Here is a 20,448-nt window from a genome sequence, read left to right as displayed (position 1 = left end):
GCGACGGGTGCTATTTCTCGGGCTGCAAGTTTTTAGGCCGCAGATCGAGGCCGACGCCTTTGTTGACGAACTGCAGCGTGTAGGCCTTGCGGAAATCGATGTCCCGGCGTACCACGCCGGCCCGCACCATCATGTCGAAGAAGCTCGCATAGCGCGCGTCGTTCATGGCGCCGATGCCATCGCGCCGGGAGTCGCCCGAATCGACGATTCCATACTCCTTCATTCTCGCCACGGAATACGCCAAGAGGTCGTCGGTCATTTCTGGATTGAGCTTCTTGATCGTGGCATTGCCTGCGGCGTTGTCGCCGTAGAGGTAGGTATACCAGCCGACGATCGAGGCGTCGACGAAGCGCTGCACCAGATCCTGTTTGTTCTCCACCAGATCGCGGCGGGTTTCGATCAACGTCGAATATGGGTTGAATCCGGCGTCGGCGAGCAGAATCACGGTCGGCTTGAAGCCAGCCCGCTTCTCCACCGCATATGGCTCTGAGGTGACGTAGCCCTGCATCGCGCTTCGTTTATCGGCGAGAAAGGGCTGAGCGTTGAAGGTATAAGGTTTGACCTTCTCCGCACTGAATCCATGTTCTGATTTGAGCCACTGAAAATAGCTGGCGATGCCTTCCTTTGACACAAACAAGGTGAGTGGCTTCAGATCGTCGATTTTTGTCACCTTCGATTCCGGGTGCGCGAGAAAGACCTGCGGATCTTTCTGGAACATCGCAGCGACCGCCACGACGGGCACGTTATTGGCAACCGCATCGAACGACTGCATGGTGTTCGCGGTCATGAAGAAGTCGAGCTTGCCGGCAATCAGGAGAACCCGGTTGTTCACATTAGGGCCACCCGGAACGATGGTCACGTCCAGACCGAATTTTTTGTAGGTGCCATCGGCCAGGGCTTGAAAGAAACCGCCGTGCTCGCCCTCGGCGACCCAGTTCGTGCCAAAGGAAACTTTGTCCAGCGCCGGTTCAGCCTTGGCCGATGGCATGATGCCAAGCGCAAGCACGATTGCGGCGGTTAGCGTTCGCAGCGAAACGGCAAGGCTCATCCTTCGGCTCCTCGATCTTTATGGCCCATGACAGGAATCGACCGGCACCGGCGCGCCCGCTGGTCGGCCCACGGTCTTGATCGGACACATCAACTTAGAGCCTTTCGGTTTCTGAAGAAACAGAAGCAGGCTTTATGGTTTGGATTTGAACGCGTGTTTTCACGCGAAACGGTGTCCACGTTGCTCGAAACGCTATAATCTGCGTTCCCGTTCAATGAAACGCTGCGCGAGATGATCCGGACGCCCCCCTTCGACTGGTTGACCATCCATTGGCCCGGCGTTGCACCCGAGAACGCCGCAAACTGGATCGCGGTGCTGCCCCTGGCCGCAACCGAGCAGCACGGGCCACATCTGCCGCTTACGACCGACGTGCTGATCGCAGACGCCTATATTGCAAAGGTCCGCGAATTGCTGCCACAGGATACACCCGCGACCTTTCTGCCAGTGCAGCCCGTCGGCATTTCTACTGAGCACATGGATTTTCCGGGCACCCAGACGCTGACCGGCGAGGCAGCGCTCAGGGCCTGGACCACGCTCGGCGAGGAGGCGGCGCGGCGCGGAATCAGAAAGATCGTGATGGTGTCCAGTCATGGCGGCAACAGCGCCGCGATGACGATGGTGGCGCAGGACTTGCGCGCGCGACATCGTATGCTCGCGGTCACCACCGCATGGTCACGCTTCGGCGTACCGGATGGCCTGTTTGATGCGGAGGAGTTGCGCCACGGCATTCACGGCGGCGCGGTCGAAACCTCGATCATGCTGGCGCGCTATCCCGCCGAGGTCCGTCGCGACAGCATCGCCGACTTCCGCCCCGCGAGCATCGCGATTGAGAAGACCTATCGCTGGCTCGGCACGCAGCGGCCCGCGCCGTTTGCCTGGCAGACGCAGGACCTTCACCCGAGTGGCGCGGTGGGTGATGCGACGCAGGCCTCCGCGAAGAAAGGCGAGCGGCTGCTCGAACATGGCGCACGCGCTTTCTGCGAATTGCTGGCCGACATGGCGAGGTTCGATCCGGCACAGCTCAAAGCTGGCCCGCGCGATCCGACGTGACTTGCTCACGCCTATAATAACCTCGGCCTGGCCTTCACGTCATCGCAGTGCCTCCTAGAGGGCTGGGTCGCACCGGTGTCATCAGGAGATGGGATGTATCGTCATGCTTTGTTGCATATTTGCTATTGCAAATTAGTTGCAATAATAACCGGGAATAATTTTAACTGGACCTGGTCCGCAGACGGATCGAAGGCAGAATGGCGGTATCAAATTGGTCGCGGATCGGCCATCGCCTTGCCACCCGAGGAGACCTGTGGCGCATTACGGTCGAAATGGGGCGCGGTCGAATGGGGCGACAATGACCACCACGGTGCCTTACCGGTCTGAGCAAACGGTCCAATGAATGCAGTCCGGCCGGTCCTGCTACGGCTTATGCTGGCCGGCGTGGTGCTGGGCACGCTGATCGGCACGGCCGGTGCCGCCGATGTCGGTGTATCCCGCCAACCGGCCAAAGCCATGGCCCAGCCGCTTGTCGACTGGACCGGTCTCTATTTTGGCGCCCATGCTGGATTCGGCGGCGGCCGATCGGCCGCCGCAATCTCGGACCCCGCACGGGTCACTGGCCGCAACGATTTCGGCGGGCTGATCGGCGGCGTTCAGGGCGGCTACAACCTCTGGCTCCCCTCGGGACTACTGCTCGGCACCGAAGCCGACATCTCATTTCCGAGCTACATCGAATCAAATTCGATTGTCTCAAAGCTCGCGACAGCGCGCTCCGACGTCACGCACCAGTGGGACTTCATCGGATCGGCACGCGGCCGGATCGGCTACGCCACGGGTCCGTGGCTTGCCTATACCACCGGCGGCTTTGCCTTTGCCGGTGAGCGTTATCTGAACGATCTGCCGTCGGGCGATCGGGAGAAAACACTGGGCGCCCGTTATGGCTGGACCGCTGGCGCGGGGCTTGAATACGCTTTCGCGCCGCACTGGAGCGCAAGGCTTGAATATCTTTACTACCGATTCGACGGAACAAGCGTTCAGTTTCCGTCGGCTGCGCAATACACCGCGACCATGGATTTTCAGTCGGTCCGCGTCGGCCTAAACCGCAAGCTCGATCTAAACCCGGCCAGCGCCAACCTTTCGGCGGCCTCACTCACCGATCCCGAATCGGATCGCTGGGAAATTCACGGCCAGACCACTTACCTCGGCCAAGGTTATCCATCTTTCGCCGCGCCCTACAGCGGCAGCAACAGCCTGACGCCTGCCTCCCAATATAAGGCGACCTGGAGCAACAGCCTGTTTCTGAACGCGCGGCTATGGGACGGCGGCGAAGTCTATTATAACCCCGAGCTGCTTCAGGGTTTTGGCTTCAACGACACTGTTGGCATAGCGGGTTTTACAAACGGCGAGGCGCAAAGGTCCAACTTTCCTTATCCGCACTACAACACCACTCGGCTGTTCGCACGCCAGACCTTCGGCCTCGGTGGCGAGCAGGAAGAGCTGGACAACGGACCAACCCAATTGTCGGACAAGGCCGATATCTCGCGGCTGACGCTGCAAGCCGGCAAGTTCGCTGTTCTCGACGTGTTCGACGGCAACGACTTCGCCAAGGACACCCGCAAGGACTTCATGAACTGGGCGCTGTGGGCGCCGGGCGCCTTCGACTACTCCGCAGACAAGGTTGGCCTGAGCTACGGCGCCACCGCCGAACTCAATCAGAAACAATGGGCGCTCCGCGGCGGCTATTTTCTGATGGTTTCTGAATCGAACTCCAACAGCTTCGATTCAAACCTGTTTCAGCGCGGCGAGTATCTGCTGGAACTGGAGACGCGCTATTCGCTGCTGGGCCAGCCGGGCAAGCTCCGCGCCATCGGCTGGCTCAACAGCGCCTATATGGGCAGCTATCGTGACACGCTGAACAACCCCGCGTTCAATCTCAATATCGCGCTGACTCGTACCGGGCGTATCAAGTACGGGTACGTCTTCAGCGTCGAGCAGGTCGTCACTGACGACGTCGGGCTATTCGGACGCTGGAGCTGGAATGACGGCAAGACCGAGATCATGGCGTTCACCGACATCGACGCCAGCCTCTCGCTGGGAACCTCGATCAAGGGCACACGATGGGGCCGGCCGGACGACGTGATCGGCATCGGCGGCGCGATCAACGGTCTGTCACGGGATCATCGCGACTTCCTCGCAGCCGGCGGCCTTGGCATTCTCATCGGCGACGGCCAGCTCAATTACAGCCGCGAGCGCATATTGGAAACGTACTATGCCTATGCGCTGAACAAATGGTTCACGCTGACCGCCGACTATCAGCTTGTTACGAACCCCGCCTACAACGCCGACCGCGGCCCCGTGCATGTATTCTCCGGGCGGCTGCACGGCGAGTTTTGAAAATAGTTTCTTTCGGGAGCTATCGGGTTTTTCACCTTACGACCCTTGCTTCGCTCCCTCCGCGAGGCGGGTTTCCGGCATGAGGGCCCAGACCACAAGCAAGCCCAATGACGCGACAGCGGCCAATTGCAGAAACGCGATGCCATGTCCGAAATGATCGCTCACGTAGCCGCCAACCATGTTGCTGAGCGACGCGCCTATTCCGGTGGCCGTGCCGATGATGCCCTGCGCAAGGTTGAAGTGACCTGAACCGAAGGCAACATCGGCGACAATGAGGGGAATCATGACGCCGAAAACCGCAGCCGTGATGCCATCCAGCACCTGCACAGCGACCAGCAGCGACGGATCGTGGATCGTCGCAAACAACGTTCCGCGAGCGGCCAGCGCGGCGAAGGCAATCATGAGTAGCGGGCGGCGTCCCCATACCTGCGCCTTGCGGCCGACGGAAGGTGATATCAGAGCGACGATCGCTTGCGGAACGATGATGCAGAGCGCAATCAGCATCGGCGCACCCTGACTCGAGCGTGCGGTCACGATACCCGCCGTCAGGGGCAGCATGGCCGCATTGGCAAACTGAAGCAGGAAAACCACGCAGGCAAAAACGACCAGCGGCCGCTGATGCAGAAGATGCACGATGCTGGTCGCATCGGGATCCGGCTTCGCGCGCGCAATGGCACCATGGGCCTGTTCCGGATCGATCTCCCGATCGCGGATTCGCGCCAGCGAAAGCAGCGTCGCGATCACAAACACGAAACTCACCACGAACACGGCGCGGCTCGATAGCAGGTATCCGACGACACCCATCACCCCCGCAGCCACGCCATTGCCAAGCGATGCGTAGCGCGCGTTGCGTCCGAGTCTCTCGCCGATCGCTTCCGGTCCCACAAGTCCGAGGCTGATGGCGGCTATCGCAGGTCCAAGCACGCAACTCGCCGCGGCATGCAGGATCGCCGCTAGCGCGATTACCGGAAAGATCGGCCACGCCGCGTAGGCGAGCGCGCTGAGACCGATCGTGGCGACAGCAAGCCCTGCGACCAGACGCTCCGAGCGGGCCGCATCGATGACGGCACCACCCGGCATCTGACCGATCAGCCCGATGATCCCGCCGATCGACAGGATCAGTCCGATCTCGGATTGCGTCCACTTCTGCGTGGTGAGATAGACCGCGACGAAGGGACCGAATCCGGTCTGCACGTCTGCAAGGAAGAAGATGAACCAGTCGAGGCCGCGCTGGCTTTGCGCCGAGGGATGATGGCCCCGCGCGCTTGCCACCGGCGACGGACTCACGTCCTCTGCGCCCGCCCGCCGCGGGCGCGCACTATCCGGATCGGCCGATCGACGGGCCCCTCGCGCAAAACAGATCGGATATCCTCCTGATCAAGGACCGATATTGAGGGGCTGCAGCGTTCCCGACGCGCCCAGCACCACAACCGACGCGCCTTCCTTGTATTCCGGCGCCGCCCTCACCTGGTCCTGCGTCAGTTCGAGGCTAATGCTGTCGCTCTTGCCCTTAACCCCGCCAAAGTGGAGCGCGTTCCAGTCGACCACGATCTTCCGGCTGCCGACCCCGAGGAAGCCGCCAAAATCAATTACGGCGGCGCGAACCACGCCTGCCCGATCCACGATCACCTCGACGATCCGCCCCATGTTCTGACCGCCCGTGCTCCGCACGTCGCGTCCCAGCACGCCATGGGCATCGGCGGGACTGATCACGGTGATCGATGGCGGCGCTGTTGTCTCGCCCGAGGGTTTTGCAGCGGCCGGCGGGTTGGCGGGGGCGGGATTCGCCGGCGGCGAACCGGTGTCGTCGGCCATCGCATTTGGGACAGCGCAGATCAGGGCGGCAGCCATCAAAACAACGACGCTCGTCGGGACATTTCGAGACATGAATCCTCGCTGTCAAAACCCGCGATGCCTACGTACGCGGTCAATTCCTTGCGACCGTCCGTCCTAGCGCGTCATCACGATCGACACCTGAATGTGGCCTCGCGTCCGCAATACTTCGAGCGACACGTCCTCATCATGACGGCGCAGACGCAGATCAACACTAGATTCGCCGAGATGCAGCCCACGCAGGATCACCTCGTTTAGGAATGCGGGAAGCCGCGGGTTGCGCAGCCTTATCTCGTTCCTTGCAGCATCGAACTCCAGACCCAGCGCGGCTTCCAGCAGCGTGAAAGGCGTGGCGCTCGCCCACGCCTGCGGCAAACAGGCGACGGGATAGAGCGTAGGCCCACGCCGCGGCTCACGCCGGAAGCCGCAGAACAGTTCCGGCAGCCGCCGCAAATCCATATAGGAAGCCGCATCAAACAGGCCCTTGAAAACGTGCTCAACCGAGTGCTTGAGACCATATCGCGCGAGCCCGAGCGCTATCAGCGCGTTGTCGTGCGGCCAGATCGAGCCATTGTGATAGGACATCGGATTGTAACGCGCTTCCCCGATAGAAACGGTACGAATTCCCCATCCGGTGAAAAACGCCGGCCGCATCAGATCGGCGGCGACCATCCGCGCCCGGTCTTCCTGGACGATACCGGTGAACAGCAATTGTCCGGCGTTCGACGTCCGCACTTTGCAGGGGCGTTTCTTCCCATCGAGCGCCAGCGCGTAGGTGCGCAAATCCGGCAACCAGAATGCCTCCTCGAACCGGGCCGCCAAACGATCGGCCGCGCGCTCCAGTTCACGGGCGCGGTCGGTGAGACCGAGAGCACGCGCGCATCGCGCCGCCGATCGCTTGGCGGCGAAGACATAACCCTGCACCTCCGCCAGTGCGATATTGCCCTCAGCAAGCGTGCCGTCGGCATGAAAGATCGCGTCGAATGAATCCTTCCAGCCCTGATTGGCGAGCCCCTGTTCGGACGCGCACCGGTACTCAACGAATCCGTCGCCATCCGGATCGCCGGGGCCGTCAATCCAGCCCAGCGCAGCCTCGATCGCCGGCCACAACTCATCCAGGATGGATTCGTCGCCCGTGCGTTCGACGTAAAGCCCCGCTAACAGCACGAACAGCGGCGTCGAATCGACACTGCCGTAGTATCGCTCGAACGGTACCTCACGCAACGCGGCCATTTCTCCGCCGCGCATTTCGTGAAGAATCTTTCCCGGCTCCGCGTCCGCGAGGGGATCGACGGCCTGTGCCTGAAACGCCGCGAGCCTTCTGAGAACGCCGCGTGCGATGCCGGGGTCAATCCACAACATCTGCAACGCCGTTATCAGTCCGTCCCGCCCAAACGTCGTCGAGTACCAGGGGATCCCGGCATAGGGATAGCGGCCGTGCGGCGTCTGCGTCATCAGGATATTCAGATCGGCCATCGACTGGCACAGCACCTCGTTGAAGATGTTGTTCGAGGTTTCGATATTTGTCGCACCCGACCATGCGCGTCGCATTTCACGGCGATGCGCCAGCAATCCCCGAAAGAACGGACCGGGCACCTCCGTTGCCGGCGTGTTGCAGGACACGGTAAGGAATATGGCGGTGGACTGCTGCGGCGGCAGATCGAGGTGATAGATCGCACTATTGACGGCAAGGCGCGTCGGCCGCGGATCGAAATGCAGGCGCGAGGTCCGAACGATATCATCGAGACCGACGTAGGACAGAACGACGGTGGCGGGACCGGACAGTTCGCCGCTGCCGACGCCGCGGCGCGCACGTCGTTCGCCGCGCACCTCGAACAGATCAGCGAAATCGTTGTCGAACAGCAGGGAGAGATCGAAGCTCGCGGTCTGCTCGCCATGGTTCTGAATGCCGATCCTCTGATACGCGATCCCGCGCCAGAGAAAGATCGTGCGCACGATATGTATCGTATCCTTGCGGAATACGAGCCGGTCGCCGTCGTAGATATCCGGATTGGTCAGATCGACCGTCAGGCCGGAATTATCGTTGCGCAGATTGGAGCCAAGCAGCAGCGGCTGCATGTCGTTGAGAACCAACTCCAGCCGGGCAAGATAGCGCGTGTCGGTATTGAAAAGCCCGTCGGGTCCCCCCGCGGAAGCTCCGATATCGCCGTGGCTATCCAGCACAACGAACGTATCATCGTGCTTCAACGTGCGGCGCGGACGGGCGGAGGGCCCGGTCATCGGAATATAGAACGGCGATTCCACCGCTAGAATATCGGACAACGGCGTGATCGTGATCTGAGCCGCGCGTTTTGTTGCCATCACCTGCCCCTTGCCGAATTCCTGATCGTGCGGCGCCGGCCAGCGCCCGGCGCTTGACAACGATCAGGACTTTAAGCCGCGTGAACAGAGAGGCGGCTCATCTCCTTGGCGACGAGATTCCGATAGTGTCCGTCTTTGCGCATCAGACAAGCAGGTTGGCCGTCTTCGATGATCTTGCCGTTCTTGAGCACGACCACGCGATCGAAATTGCGCAAGGTCGAAAGCCGGTGCGCGATCGCGATCACTGTGCGGCCTCGCATCAAATGGCCGAGCGCCTCGCGGATCGCCTCTTCGGATTCACTGTCCAACGCCGAGGTCGCCTCGTCAAGCAGCAAGATCGGCGCATCCTTGAGGAACGCGCGCGCGATGGCGATGCGCTGACGCTGGCCGCCAGACAGTTTTACGCCGCGATCGCCGACCATAGTCGCCAGCCCTTCGGGTAGGGTTTCGACGAAATCGCAACGCGCCGCGATGGCCGCGCGCAGCACCTCGTCGTCGGTTGCGGTCGGACGGCCGTAGCGGATGTTCTCCAGAATGGATCTGTGAAACAGTGAAATATCCTGCGGCACCACAGATATGGCTGCGCGCAGGCTCTGCTGCGTAACTCGCGAGATATCCTGATCGTCGATCGTTACGCTTCCGCGCTCAGGATCGTAGAACCGCTGCAACAGGACGAACAGCGTCGACTTGCCGCCGCCGGATTCTCCAACCAATCCGACGCGTTGCCCCGGCTGAATCCTAAGGTTGAACCGCCTGAAAACGGATGGACTACCGGGGTAACGAAACGAAACGTTGTTGAACCCGATAGCCGCACCGCTTTTCTGCAACGGCTCCGCTTCCGGGTGATCGGTCAATTCGTGCGGGATCAGCAGCGTCGCGACCGCTTCAGACAGGCGCGCGATATGCTGGGTGATATCCACGAGGGCGACCGCCAAATCGCGGGTCGCATGCAGAATCGACAGGCCGAGCGTGCAGACAAGAACGACATCGCCGGTGGTGGCACCGCCGCGCTGCCACAGCGTGATGGCCCAGGCCAGCAGCGAAATGGTCAGCACGACGGTGATGGCGGCGTGGGTGACCCTGAGTTTCTCGAGATAGCGAAGACTTCGTCCGCGCGCGCTCAGCTCGCGGCCGACGGTCGCATCGAAACGATCATGCTCGTGATCAATCCCGCAAAAAGCCCTGACCAGCGGCATGTTGTTGACGACATCGACCATCTCGCCATCAACCGCCGCGGCCTTGTTGGCGAAATCGTCATGCAAGGGTTTGCCCGCCGCCGCCATTTTGAACATCGCGACGACCATGATGCCCGCCATGATCATCAGCCCGCCCGCCATCGGCAGACTGACGGTTCCAATCAGCGCAATCGCGGCGATGGTCGCGATGCAGGGCGGCAACACATTCCAGGCGAGCATATTTTCGACGGTAAACACGGCGTTCGAGGTCGCTGTGATCCGGCTTGTTAGCATCCCCGGCATCCGATTGGCGAAGTAACTCGGCGCATGACCCGTCAGGTGCTTGAAGATATCGCGGCGCAAGTCGCCGGTGACGCCAACAAAAGTGAAACTCGCGACCCAACTCGCCACGCGCCAGAGAAAATTGTCGGCGGCGATCAGCGACACAAGAAAGATAAACGCCAGCCATACCGCCCCGCTATGCGCTGGCCCGTGCGCCAGCGCATCGACCAGCGATTTGACGCCGTATTGCGTCCCCACTGAACACACCACCGCAGCCACGACGCACAAAAGGATCCCAATGTGCGACGCTGACCGCCGGCGGCAATAACCCATCACGAATGCAAAGGGCCGACTGGCGTATCCCGAGAAATCGTCCATGCATTCCTACCGAGCTGCGTTGAAAGTTCACCAGAGGTCGTCTGCTCGGGATCCTGTTCGACAATGCCGCACAAGACCCTCAGAAAAGCCGTCAATGCGCAGAAACTTCGTTGCAAAGCCTGCATAGGCTGTTTGCAAGGCAGTGATGGCATCACCAAGACGACAATGTGGAAGAAGTTGCGCAGAAGATAGGAACCTCTCAAATCCGAGAACGTTCCTGAATCCCGATAAACCCCGATGCCTCCACCCGCTGACCGGAAGTGACATGAACAAATCACAGGAGACTGCTAGATGCGCATCGCGCAGGTTGCCCCGCTAACGGAAGCCGTTCCCCCGAAATTATATGGCGGCACCGAACGTGTGGTGCACTGGTTGACGGAGGAACTTGTCGCGTTGGGCCACGACGTAACTCTTTTCGCCAGCGGCGATTCTCTCACCTCGGCTCGTCTGGATGCGACCTGGCCGAGAGCCTTGCGGCTGGATGGTGCCGTGCGCGATCCGAACGCCCTGCATATGGTGATGCTAGAACGGGTCCGCCGGAAATGCGACGATGGAGAGTTCGACTTTCTCCACTTTCACCTCGACTACTATCCCTTCTCCCTGTTTTCGAGGCAACCGACGCCCTTTCTCACGACGCTGCATGGCCGCCTCGATCTTCCAGAGCTCCAGCCTGTATTCAACGAGTTTTCATCAATTCCCTTGATTTCAATCTCCAACGCACAACGCCGCCCGGCGCCCCAGGCCCGCTGGCTCCGTACTGTTTACCACGGTCTTCCGGAGAAACTGCTGACACCCCGCCCCGGCCAACCGAGCTATCTTGCCGTGCTCGGCCGCATCGCTCCGGAGAAAGGCGTAGACCGTGCAATCAGGATCGCGATTCGATGCGGCATCCCGCTCAAGATCGCCGCAAAGGTCGATCGCGCGGACCAGGATTATTACGATGAATGCATCCGACCGATGATGGATCATCCGCTGGTGGAATTTATTGGCGAGATCAGCGACCATGAAAAGCCGGACTTCCTCAGCGGCGCCATCGGGCTGCTGGTGCCGATTGCCTGGCCTGAACCTTTCGGTCTGGTTATGATCGAGGCGATGGCGTGCGGTACGCCCGTTATTGCCTACAATCGCGGCTCCGTCGCCGAAATCATTTCGGACGGGCGAACGGGCTTTATTGTCGAGGACGAGATCAGCGCGGTTGCCGCCGTCCACGGCCTGGCAACGCTCGATCGCGCGGCCATCCGGGCGGAGTTCGAGGCACGCTTTACGGCGCGGCGTATGGCGCTGGATTATCTGGACGCCTATCGCAGCCTGATCGAGGCTACGACGCCGAGGATCAAGCTGGTTAGCAACGCCAACTAAGACCCTTGCGACGTGACTGATGGCATGGCGGTACACAGCGATCACCGCGCCATCGCCCAGGATTCATTTGGCGGTCTGAACCGGCGGTTTAGCAGGCAGATGAGCACGAACGGCCTGAGCATCGTTCGTGCTCGTCTTCGCGAGAGAACCGAAGAGAGCGTTTTTGAGGTCCTGCACGCCGGTTGAAATTCTCGACCAGTTGCAGGCTGACAAAATATCGTCCCCACAATGAGGAGCCGCCTTCGGGCGCGGGCGCGGAAGCACGGCGAGGCGCTTTACAGGCGTTTTCGGCGCCGGCGCCAGCCTGATATTGACCGGGTCTGCTTTGTCGCTAGCCACGGGCGTGGCATTGGCCTGCTCGGCCTGTTGCCGCTTCTGGAAAAACGCCGCCGCGATGATGCTGCGCCGCTGATCCTTGAGAAAAGCAGCATATTGCTCATCGATGTGCCTTTGCTCTTCCGTCGTCGGGTTCGGCCCCGCAATGTCGAAATGCCGGTTCTGCATGAAGTCGTAATAAGTGTAGCCTCCGCCGGGCTTCCGCCGGCCGGCGAATCGGGCCTCGCATGCCGTGAGCCGTCTGCCCTTTTCCTCGGACGAGGTCGCATTCTTTTCGGCGCCCGCCGCGCAATCCTCGAAGTCAACCGGCGCGCGCGACCACCACCCCGCATGGGCATCGACGGAGACCAGCGCCATGGCGGAGACAATTGCAAAACCGGCCAGAAGTCTTCTCGCGCCAGCCACCGCCAACAACCTCATCCATCGCTTTCCCGATCGAACGATTCTCGGGAAAAATCGCTGTCTTGTCAGCCCGGATTGAGGTTTATCCCGCTTTTGATTTTCGGTGGCCGTGGGAAAGCGACAGTTCCAAGGGTCGACGGCTTTCCGCTTCTAGGCTAAAGGAGGCTCCCTCATGCCGCAAAATACACGCAGGCGAGTGTCCGACCGACGCCGCCGAATCAGACCAGCGCCAGTTTGCGGTCGATGACAAGCAGAACCCGGTCAAGTTCGTGACCGCGCCGCAGAACAAGACCACTTGCTGAGATCACGCTATAGGCGCCTTGTTTGCGCGCCAGCCGCGGATCTTTCTCGATACGATAAATCGGAACCTCAGAGGCACGGCGGAAGACCGAGAACACTGCGCGGTCCTTGAAGAAGTCAATGGCATAATCGCACCAATCGCCGTCGGCGACCATCCGTCCATATAGATTGAGGATTCGATTGAGTTCGAGACGGTTGAACGTCACTCTGATTGGAACGGGAACAACGGCGGGGGCGCGTTCCGTCGGGCGGCTTTCCCCTGGATCGAAATCGTCCGGCAGCGAACTCATCGGCACCTCCTGTCAAGGTTGATGACATCCTCGTCCCGGATGCGACTTGCCGCAAGAGGTCTCACCTCTTGTCTCGCAAGTGGCGCAGGATAGCTGGTTCCTGACGCAAGCGAATCAGAACACCCGCTATGACGGCCGCTAAACAAGAACGTTAGCCAAAATCATAATACAGCCCAAATTCCGTCAAGCAACCGCCCCGCTGAGCTGCGAAAAAACATGCTCTGCGATGGCCCGATTCTTTTGGGACCGGATCCTCAGCCCCCAGCCCCCCGGGATCATCAGGATCGGGCCTAATCGCAGAACTTGAGTTCCGACAATTGCGGACTGGCCAAAGCCGGTCCTTTTTCTTTTCAGAGCATCCCCGACTAGGAGGCGTGACGCGTTTATCACGCGGAGCCGGGACTCGGAAAATCAATGCAGCAAGGTGTAAGCCGCACCTAGCATCGCACCAGGCTTTTCGCGATTGCCGTCCTGAACATAGACGACCGCGGCATCGACGCCATTATAAGCGATATTCTCCATCGGCACCGCCCAGGTACCGGCCTCGCCCGTCCAGTCACCGACCTTGAGCCAGCTCCGAACGACGTTGTGGTAGATCACTTCGCGGCCGCTATTTTCTCCGCGCCCGATCGCAATCGGAACCGCCTTCGAAATCGCGCATATCCAGATTTCGCCGTGATCGGAGGGATGGTTGCCGTTGGCGGATGCGACCGACACATTGAGCTGACTACCCGACACCGACATTGAAACCGGCACCGACATTACATCCTGGTTTTTCCGCGTATCGCGGACCGACCTTTCGATGGCTTCGCGATCGCTGCCGATCACATGGGCCGATCCATTGACAATCACCTGCGGCGTGTAGACATCGCGGTCGCCGCGCATCTGCGAATAGGCTTTCTGGCGCGCCGTGAAGCGATTGTCTGCCAGCGTATCCTTCCAGCCGAGATAATCCCAGTAATCGATCGGCATACTCAGTGCTACGATCGAAGGATCCTTGGAAAGATCGCCAAGAATCTCGTCGGCGGCCGGGCATGAGGAGCAGCCCTGCGACGTGAACAGTTCGACCACGGCGCGCGGCTCCGCCAAAGCGGGACGACTGATCGCGACAAGCGCACAAACGCCGAGCGCTCCGGACAGTCGCGACAAAACACCACGAGACATCATCAACCACCAAGACAGCGGCACGAAATGTGCCGGCGGCATGAAGGAAAAGCACGCCTCCACATGCGAGAAGCCGGCATTTTGATAGGCTGCCCCTGGCTTGCCCGCCACTCAATTCGCGGTGAAGGCATCATGCATGAGTGCACCGATTTGACATCGTCGCCCCGGCGATCACGATTTCCGGATGCGAAGGTCAAATGTAAATTGTTTCCATTCCAGTTCACATCGCTGCAGATCCTCTTGATTCCAACGCATCGCTTGAACGCGATGCAAATGTCGGAATAGGATCGGCAGGTCAAGCTGCGAGTTTGCGCAACACATAGTGCAGGATACCCCCGTTGCGGTAGTAGTCGAGCTCGTCGAGCGTATCGATGCGGCAGAGCAGCAAGACACGGCGAAGCGAACCATCGCGAGAAACGATGTCCGCCGTAAGCTTCTGGCGCGGTTTCAGATTGCCCTGCAAGCCGCGAATCGTCACCGTCTCGTCGCCCTTGAGCCCGAGGGATTGCCAGGACGCGCCATCCTCGAAAGTCAGCGGCAGGACGCCCATGCCGACGAGGTTGGAGCGGTGAATGCGCTCGAAGCTCTCGCAGATCACCGCACGCACGCCGAGCAGCAGCGTTCCCTTGGCTGCCCAGTCGCGCGACGAGCCGTTGCCGTATTCGGCTCCGGCGAACACGACAAGCGGGACATTCTCCTGCTGGTACTTCATCGCGGCGTCGTAAATCGACATCTGCTCGCCGTCCGGCCAGTGCCTGGTCAACCCGCCCTCCGGGACGGTGCCATCAGCGCCCCTGAGCATGAAGTTCTTGATGCGGATATTGGCGAAGGTGCCCCGCATCATCACCTCATGATTGCCGCGCCGCGTGCCGTACTGATTGAAATCAGCCGGACGCACCTGATGTTCGCTGAGATATTTTCCGGCCGGCGACGTCAGCTTGATCGCGCCCGCTGGTGAGATGTGATCGGTGGTGATCTTGTCACCGAGCATCGCCAGAATGTGCGCATCGACAATATCCGCAATCGGCTCCGGCTCCTTTTTCATCCCTTCGAAGTAAGGCGGGTTCTGCACATAGGTCGAATTCATGTTCCAGCGATAGGTCTCGCTCGCAACCGTCTGGATCTTGCGCCAGTTATCGTCGCCCTTGAACACGTCGGCGTACTTCTTCTTGAAGATTTTTGAGGTCACGTACTTCTTGATGAAGGCGTTGATCTCCTTCGAAGTCGGCCAGATCTCCTTCAAGTACACCGGCTTGCCATCCTTGTCCGTCCCCAGCGGCTCGCGGCTTAAATCTTTGGTCACCGACCCCGCCAGCGCATAGGCGACGACCAGCGGTGGCGAGGCGAGATAATTCGCCTGCACGTCCGGCGACACGCGGCCCTCGAAGTTGCGGTTACCCGACAGCACGGCGGCGGCGACAATGCCGTTGTCGTTGATCGACTTCGATATCTCTTCCGGCAGCGGCCCGGAGTTGCCGATGCAGGTTGTGCAGCCGAATCCGATCAGATTAAAACCAACCTTGTCGAGGTCGAGTTGAAGTCCTGACGCCGCGAGATATTCGGCAACCACCTGGCTGCCCGGAGCCAGCGACGTTTTCACCCAGGGCTTCGCGGTCAGTCCCCTCGCCACTGCCTTGCGCGCCAGCAGCCCGGCAGCCATCAGCACGCTCGGATTGGATGTGTTGGTGCATGAGGTGATCGCAGCGATCACCACGTCGCCATGTCCGAGATCAAAGTTGCGGCCTTCAACCGGGAAACGCGCCGTGGCGTCGGTCTTCCTGTATTCGTCTGCGAGCGCACTGGCGAAGCCGTCCGCGACTGCCGATAGCGGCTGGCGGCCCTCCGGCCGCTTCGGTCCCGCGAGTGATGGCACCACAGTTCCGAGATCGAGCGTCAGCTTTTCGGTGAATACCGGATCAGTCGAAGCGACGCTGCGAAACAAACCTTGCGCCTTGGCGTATTTCGTCACCAGTGCAACACGGGCCGCCGTGCGGCCGGAAGTCTTGAGGTAATCGATGGTCGCCGCATCGATCGGAAAGAAGCCACAGGTCGCGCCGTATTCCGGCGCCATGTTGGCGATGGTCGCCTTGTCCGCGACCGACAGATGATCGAGGCCAGGTCCGTAGAACTCGACGAACTTGCCGACGACGCCCTGCTTGCGCAGCATCTGGGTGACGGTGAGTACGAGATCGGTAGCGGTGACGCCTTCCTTGAGCACGCCCTTGAGCTTGAAGCCGACCACGTCGGGCAGCAGCATCGATAGCGGCTGGCCGAGCATGGCGGCTTCCGCCTCGATGCCGCCGACGCCCCAGCCCAGCACGGCAAGACCGTTGACCATGGTGGTGTGGGAATCGGTGCCGAGCAGCGTATCCGGATAGGCAACCTCGGTGCTGGCGGTCTTTCGGCCGATCGTCAGCTTTTCCTTCCTCGTCCACACCGTCTGCGCCAGATATTCCAGATTGACCTGATGGCAGATGCCGGTGCCGGGCGGAACCACGGAGAAATTTGAGAATGCCTTCTGGCCCCATTTCAGGAACTCGTAGCGCTCCTGGTTCTGCCTGTATTCCTCCACCACGTTCTTGGCGAACGCCTTGTTGTCACCGAAGAAGTTCACGATCACGCTATGGTCGATGACGAGATCAACCGGCACCAACGGATTGATCTTCTCGGGCTTGCCGCCAAGACTTTGCATCGCATTGCGCATCGCCGCGAGATCGACCACCGCGGGCACACCGGTAAAATCCTGCATCAACACGCGAGCAGGGCGGAATGCAATTTCGTGATCGAGCCTACGCTTCTTCAGCCATTTGGCGAATGCGGTAATGTTCTCCTTCGTCACCGAGCGGCCATCCTCGTTGCGCAGCAGATTTTCCAGAAGAACCTTCATGGAATAGGGCAGCCGAGAGATGCCCTTGAGACCGTTTTTTTCCGCAGCCGGCAGACTGTAGTAAGCATAGGTCTTGCCACCGACCTTGAGGGTTTTCAGACATTTGAAGCTATCGAGCGAAGCCATGTGAAATCCCGATCCAAAAAGTCTGGGGCGCCGGTCCGGCAAACTTTTAAGGTATTAAAACACCGCTGATACGCCGAGTCCCCGGGGTTTCGTTGCGGCGCGTTTTGTGCTGCATCAAGTTCCAGTTTTATAGAGTCTTTCCAGACCATCCGCCACGTCCACAATGCCTGTGCCCCCGCCTTTCAGCTCTCCACGGAAACAATCAGTTCCGCGAACAGGACCATCATGAGACTTTCAGGCAGCGGCTTGCGGTGCGTAAGGGGAGGGCGGGAGGTTTTTGTCGGCCTTGATGTGATGGCGGAGTCGGGCCGTGCGGTGGCGATCACCGGCCCCAACGGCGCGGGGAAAACGTCCCTGCTACGGCTGCTGGCCGGGCTGTTGGCCATGGCGGGTGGATCGATCGGCCTTGAGGGTGGCGATCCGGAGCTGACGCTGCCCGAACAGGCGCACTACCTCGGCCATCGCGATGCTTTGAAACCTGCGCTCACGGTCAACGAAAACCTGTCATTCTGGCGGGACTTCCTCGGCGGCGGAAAATCTGGCGAATCGGATGCGCTCGCGGCGGTCGGGCTCGATCATGTCGCGCATCTGCCGGCGGCCTATCTCTCGGCGGGACAGCGGCGACGGCTCTCGATCGCCCGGCTGCTGGCGGTCAAGCGCCCGGTCTGGCTGCTGGACGAGCCCACCTCGGCCCTCGACGTCACCGGCCAAGCCGCTTTCGCCGCCATCATGACCGGCCATCTCGCGGGCGGCGGCATCGTTCTGGCCGCAACCCATACGCCGCTCGGCATTGCCGTGCAGGAACTGCGGATCGGGAGGACAGCATGACCGCCCTCTCCGCCCTGGTCCGCCGGGATATCCGCGTCGCGTTGCGCGTCGGCGGCGGCGCGCTGATCGGCGTGCTGTTTTTTCTTATCGTCGTGGTGCTGATGCCGTTCGCGGTCGGCCCCGATCTCGCGCTCCTGAAAAAGCTCGGCCCCGCGATTCTCTGGCTCGGCGCACTGCTCGCAAGCCTGCTGACGCTCGATCGCCTGTTCACCGCCGATCACGACGATGGTTCGCTCGACCTGATCGTCATGAGCCGCACGCCGCTAGAGCTGGCTTGCGCCGCGAAGGCGTTGGCGCATTGGCTGGCGGTAGGGTTGCCGCTGGTCGCCGCAACGCCGATCCTGGGACTCCTGCTCAACCTCGACGCCGTCGCGACCGGCGCCGTGGCGCTGACGCTCCTTGCAGGAACGCCCGCGCTCACTTTCACCGGAATGATCGGCGCCGCCCTCGCCGTCGTCCTGCGTCGCGGCGGGCTGCTGCTCTCGGTGCTGGTCCTTCCGTTGTCGATCCCGGTACTGATCTTCGGCGTCGCCGCTTCTAACGCTGCGGTGTCCGGACCATCGCCGTTCGGCACGCCGTTCTCGATTCTGTGCGCGCTGTCGCTGGCGAGCCTTGTGATCGGCCCTTTTGCCGCCGCCGCCAGCCTGCGGCACGGGCTGGATTGAGGCGCAGCATGCGGCTAATCAATTTTTGCTCAGGAAAGAAACCGGACGCAAATCCGCATTGCCTGACGTAGCTACGGCGACTATCAGTGGTGCCATGACCCTGATTGATCTCGCCAACCCCTCCCGGTTTCTCACGCTTGCCGGCCGGATTCTGCCGTGGCTCGTGGCCGTTACCGCGCTGGTGCTCGCGATCGGCCTGTACCAGTCCGCCATCGCGCCCGACGACTACCAGCAGGGCGCGACCGTGAAAATCATGTTCATCCACGTTCCGAATGCGTGGCTGTCGATGTTCGTGTGGGGCGTGATGAGCATTGCCGCGCTGGGCACGCTGGTGTGGCGGCATCCGCTTGCGGACGTCGCTGCCAAGACCGCCGCTCCGATCGGCGCAGCCTTCACATTCCTTGCCCTTTTGACTGGATCACTGTGGGGCCGGCCGATGTGGGGCACCTATTGGGAATGGGATGCGCGGCTGACCTCGGTGCTGATCCTGTTCCTGATGTATCTCGGCCTGATGGCGCTGTGGCGCGCGGTTGAGGATCCCTCGCGCGCCGCGCGCGCCGCCGCGGTGCTGACGCTGGTTGGCTCGGTCAACATCCCTATCATCAAGTTCTCGGTCGACTGGTGGAATACGCTGCATCAGCCGGCCTCGGTTATCCGCATGGGTGGCTCGACACTCGACCGCTCGTTTCTGATCCCCCTGCTGGTGATGGCGATTGGATTCACGCTGCTGTTCCTGACGCTGCATATCGCGGCGATGCGGAACGAGATCCTGCGCCGACGCGTGCGCACCTTGCAGATGCTGCAAGCCAGCAAGTCGGCGGCGTGACGGCCATGACGCTCGGTCCTTATGCCTCTTTCATCGTGACCTCCTATGTATCGGTCGCAACCGTGGTTGTGGCGCTCATTGTCTGGGTGATCGTGGACTACCGCCGTCAGAAGGCGCGCCTGCGCGGCCTTGAAGCCGCGGGCGCCATCAGGCGATCGGGGCGCAGCGCTGCGGAGGTTCAATGACCGACCCCGCAATTCCGTCGGCCACCCCCAAACGACGTTGGTTGATGGCGCTGCCGCTCGTCGTCTTTGCCGCACTGGCACTCTTGTTCTGGTTCCGACTCGGCGACAGCGACATTTCGCGAATCCCCTCCGCGCTGATCGGCCGTGCCGCGCCTACAACCACGCTACCGCCACTGTCCGACCTCATGGCGGATGGCAAGCCGGTGCCGGGGATCGACCCCGCAACCTTCGTGGGCAAGGTCAGCATTGTGAATGTCTGGGCTTCCTGGTGCGTCCCCTGCCATAGCGAGGCGCCGCTGCTGACCGAGTTCGCCAAGGATCAGCGCGTGCAATTCGTCGGCATTAACTATAAGGACGCCCCCGACAACGCCCGCCGCTTCCTCGGCCGCTACGGCAACCCGTTCGACGTCGTCGGCGTCGACAGCCATGGCAGGGCCTCCATCGAATGGGGCGTCTACGGCGTGCCCGAGACCTTCGTGGTCGCGCGCGACGGCACGATCGCCTACAAGCTGGTCGGGGAGATCACGTCCCAAAATATCGAAGCGGTGCTGAAGCCGGAAATCGAAAAGGCCCTGAAGGCGGGCTCGTAACATCGCTTTGTCGTCGCGACGAAGACTCCGCGAGAATATTCAGGGCATTTATCCGCCGTTCATTT

Annotated in this window: 17 protein-coding genes; 8 read left to right on the top strand and 9 right to left on the bottom strand. The window is 61.0% G+C overall.

Features of this window, described 5'->3' with window-relative positions; genetic code table 11:
* Nucleotides 1–10: 10 nt before the first annotated feature.
* Nucleotides 11–1,048: an ABC transporter substrate-binding protein gene (locus B2M20_RS01790; RefSeq protein WP_079445384.1), complete on the bottom strand. Its 1,038-nt coding sequence runs from the start codon at nt 1,046–1,048 to the stop codon at nt 11–13.
* Nucleotides 1,049–1,279: 231 nt separating this feature from the next.
* On the opposite strand from B2M20_RS01790, the gene B2M20_RS01785 reads away from it, so the two are divergent.
* Entirely contained in the window at nt 1,280–2,098 is an 819-nt protein-coding gene (locus tag B2M20_RS01785; protein WP_079445383.1) for a creatininase family protein, read from the top strand.
* A gap of 339 nt (nt 2,099–2,437) precedes the next feature.
* On the top strand, nt 2,438–4,435 hold the full coding sequence (locus B2M20_RS01780) for a carbohydrate porin (RefSeq protein ID WP_079445382.1): 1,998 nt from the start codon (nt 2,438–2,440) through the stop codon (nt 4,433–4,435).
* Nucleotides 4,436–4,471: 36 nt separating this feature from the next.
* Here B2M20_RS01780 and B2M20_RS01775 read toward each other — a convergent pair whose 3' ends face one another.
* The 4 genes from B2M20_RS01775 to B2M20_RS01760 all read right to left on the bottom strand — a co-directional run bounded on the left by B2M20_RS01775 (nt 4,472) and on the right by B2M20_RS01760 (nt 10,425).
* Nucleotides 4,472–5,722: an MFS transporter gene (locus B2M20_RS01775; protein WP_079445381.1), complete on the bottom strand. Its 1,251-nt coding sequence runs from the start codon at nt 5,720–5,722 to the stop codon at nt 4,472–4,474.
* A gap of 90 nt (nt 5,723–5,812) precedes the next feature.
* Nucleotides 5,813–6,322 (bottom strand): PRC-barrel domain-containing protein, encoded by a 510-nt coding sequence (locus tag B2M20_RS01770; RefSeq protein ID WP_079445380.1) that lies wholly within the window; start codon nt 6,320–6,322, stop codon nt 5,813–5,815.
* Nucleotides 6,323–6,385: 63 nt separating this feature from the next.
* Nucleotides 6,386–8,590 carry an amylo-alpha-1,6-glucosidase gene (locus B2M20_RS01765; protein ID WP_079445407.1) on the bottom strand — a complete coding sequence of 735 codons (2,205 nt, stop codon included), beginning with the start codon at nt 8,588–8,590 and terminating at the stop codon, nt 6,386–6,388.
* A gap of 71 nt (nt 8,591–8,661) precedes the next feature.
* The gene (locus B2M20_RS01760) at nt 8,662–10,425 is read right to left on the bottom strand and encodes an ABC transporter ATP-binding protein (RefSeq protein ID WP_079445379.1); all 1,764 of its coding nucleotides are present in this window, start codon (nt 10,423–10,425) and stop codon (nt 8,662–8,664) included.
* A 291-nt stretch (nt 10,426–10,716) separates the two neighbouring features.
* Between B2M20_RS01760 and B2M20_RS01755 the strand changes: the two genes are divergently transcribed.
* The gene (locus B2M20_RS01755) at nt 10,717–11,784 is read left to right on the top strand and encodes a glycosyltransferase family 4 protein (protein WP_079445378.1); all 1,068 of its coding nucleotides are present in this window, start codon (nt 10,717–10,719) and stop codon (nt 11,782–11,784) included.
* A 63-nt stretch (nt 11,785–11,847) separates the two neighbouring features.
* Here B2M20_RS01755 and B2M20_RS01750 read toward each other — a convergent pair whose 3' ends face one another.
* The 4 genes from B2M20_RS01750 to acnA all read right to left on the bottom strand — a co-directional run bounded on the left by B2M20_RS01750 (nt 11,848) and on the right by acnA (nt 17,289).
* Nucleotides 11,848–12,540 carry a hypothetical protein gene (locus tag B2M20_RS01750; protein WP_244553377.1) on the bottom strand — a complete coding sequence of 231 codons (693 nt, stop codon included), beginning with the start codon at nt 12,538–12,540 and terminating at the stop codon, nt 11,848–11,850.
* Nucleotides 12,541–12,740: 200 nt separating this feature from the next.
* Nucleotides 12,741–13,112 carry a DUF2794 domain-containing protein gene (locus B2M20_RS01745; RefSeq protein WP_079445377.1) on the bottom strand — a complete coding sequence of 124 codons (372 nt, stop codon included), beginning with the start codon at nt 13,110–13,112 and terminating at the stop codon, nt 12,741–12,743.
* A gap of 411 nt (nt 13,113–13,523) precedes the next feature.
* Nucleotides 13,524–14,279, bottom strand: coding sequence for a DUF1223 domain-containing protein (locus B2M20_RS01735; RefSeq protein WP_079445405.1), 756 nt, complete (start codon nt 14,277–14,279; stop codon nt 13,524–13,526).
* Between the two features lie 292 nt (nt 14,280–14,571).
* Entirely contained in the window at nt 14,572–17,289 is a 2,718-nt protein-coding gene (gene acnA, locus B2M20_RS01730) for an aconitate hydratase AcnA (protein WP_079445375.1), read from the bottom strand.
* Nucleotides 17,290–17,514: 225 nt separating this feature from the next.
* Here acnA and ccmA point away from each other — a divergent pair, with 225 nt between their 5' ends.
* The 5 genes from ccmA to B2M20_RS01705 all read left to right on the top strand — a co-directional run bounded on the left by ccmA (nt 17,515) and on the right by B2M20_RS01705 (nt 20,383).
* Nucleotides 17,515–18,117 carry a heme ABC exporter ATP-binding protein CcmA gene (gene ccmA, locus B2M20_RS01725; protein WP_079445374.1) on the top strand — a complete coding sequence of 201 codons (603 nt, stop codon included), beginning with the start codon at nt 17,515–17,517 and terminating at the stop codon, nt 18,115–18,117.
* Complete coding sequence (ccmB, locus tag B2M20_RS01720; RefSeq protein WP_079445373.1) at nt 18,114–18,782, top strand: heme exporter protein CcmB; 669 nt, start codon at nt 18,114–18,116, stop codon at nt 18,780–18,782. The genes ccmA and ccmB overlap by 4 nt, the downstream gene beginning before the upstream one ends.
* A gap of 94 nt (nt 18,783–18,876) precedes the next feature.
* Nucleotides 18,877–19,608: a heme ABC transporter permease gene (locus B2M20_RS01715; RefSeq protein ID WP_079445372.1), complete on the top strand. Its 732-nt coding sequence runs from the start codon at nt 18,877–18,879 to the stop codon at nt 19,606–19,608.
* 5 nt (nt 19,609–19,613) lie between these two features.
* Complete coding sequence (ccmD, locus tag B2M20_RS01710; protein WP_079445404.1) at nt 19,614–19,793, top strand: heme exporter protein CcmD; 180 nt, start codon at nt 19,614–19,616, stop codon at nt 19,791–19,793.
* Nucleotides 19,790–20,383 (top strand): DsbE family thiol:disulfide interchange protein, encoded by a 594-nt coding sequence (locus B2M20_RS01705; protein ID WP_079445371.1) that lies wholly within the window; start codon nt 19,790–19,792, stop codon nt 20,381–20,383. Before ccmD ends, B2M20_RS01705 begins: the two co-directional genes overlap by 4 nt.
* Nucleotides 20,384–20,448 lie beyond the last annotated feature (65 nt).

Source organism: Nitrobacter vulgaris (assembly GCF_002028545.1).
Taxonomy (GTDB): domain Bacteria; phylum Pseudomonadota; class Alphaproteobacteria; order Rhizobiales; family Xanthobacteraceae; genus Nitrobacter; species Nitrobacter vulgaris.
Note: the sequence above shows the minus strand (reverse complement) of the source record. Positions and strands in the feature narration are given on the sequence as shown.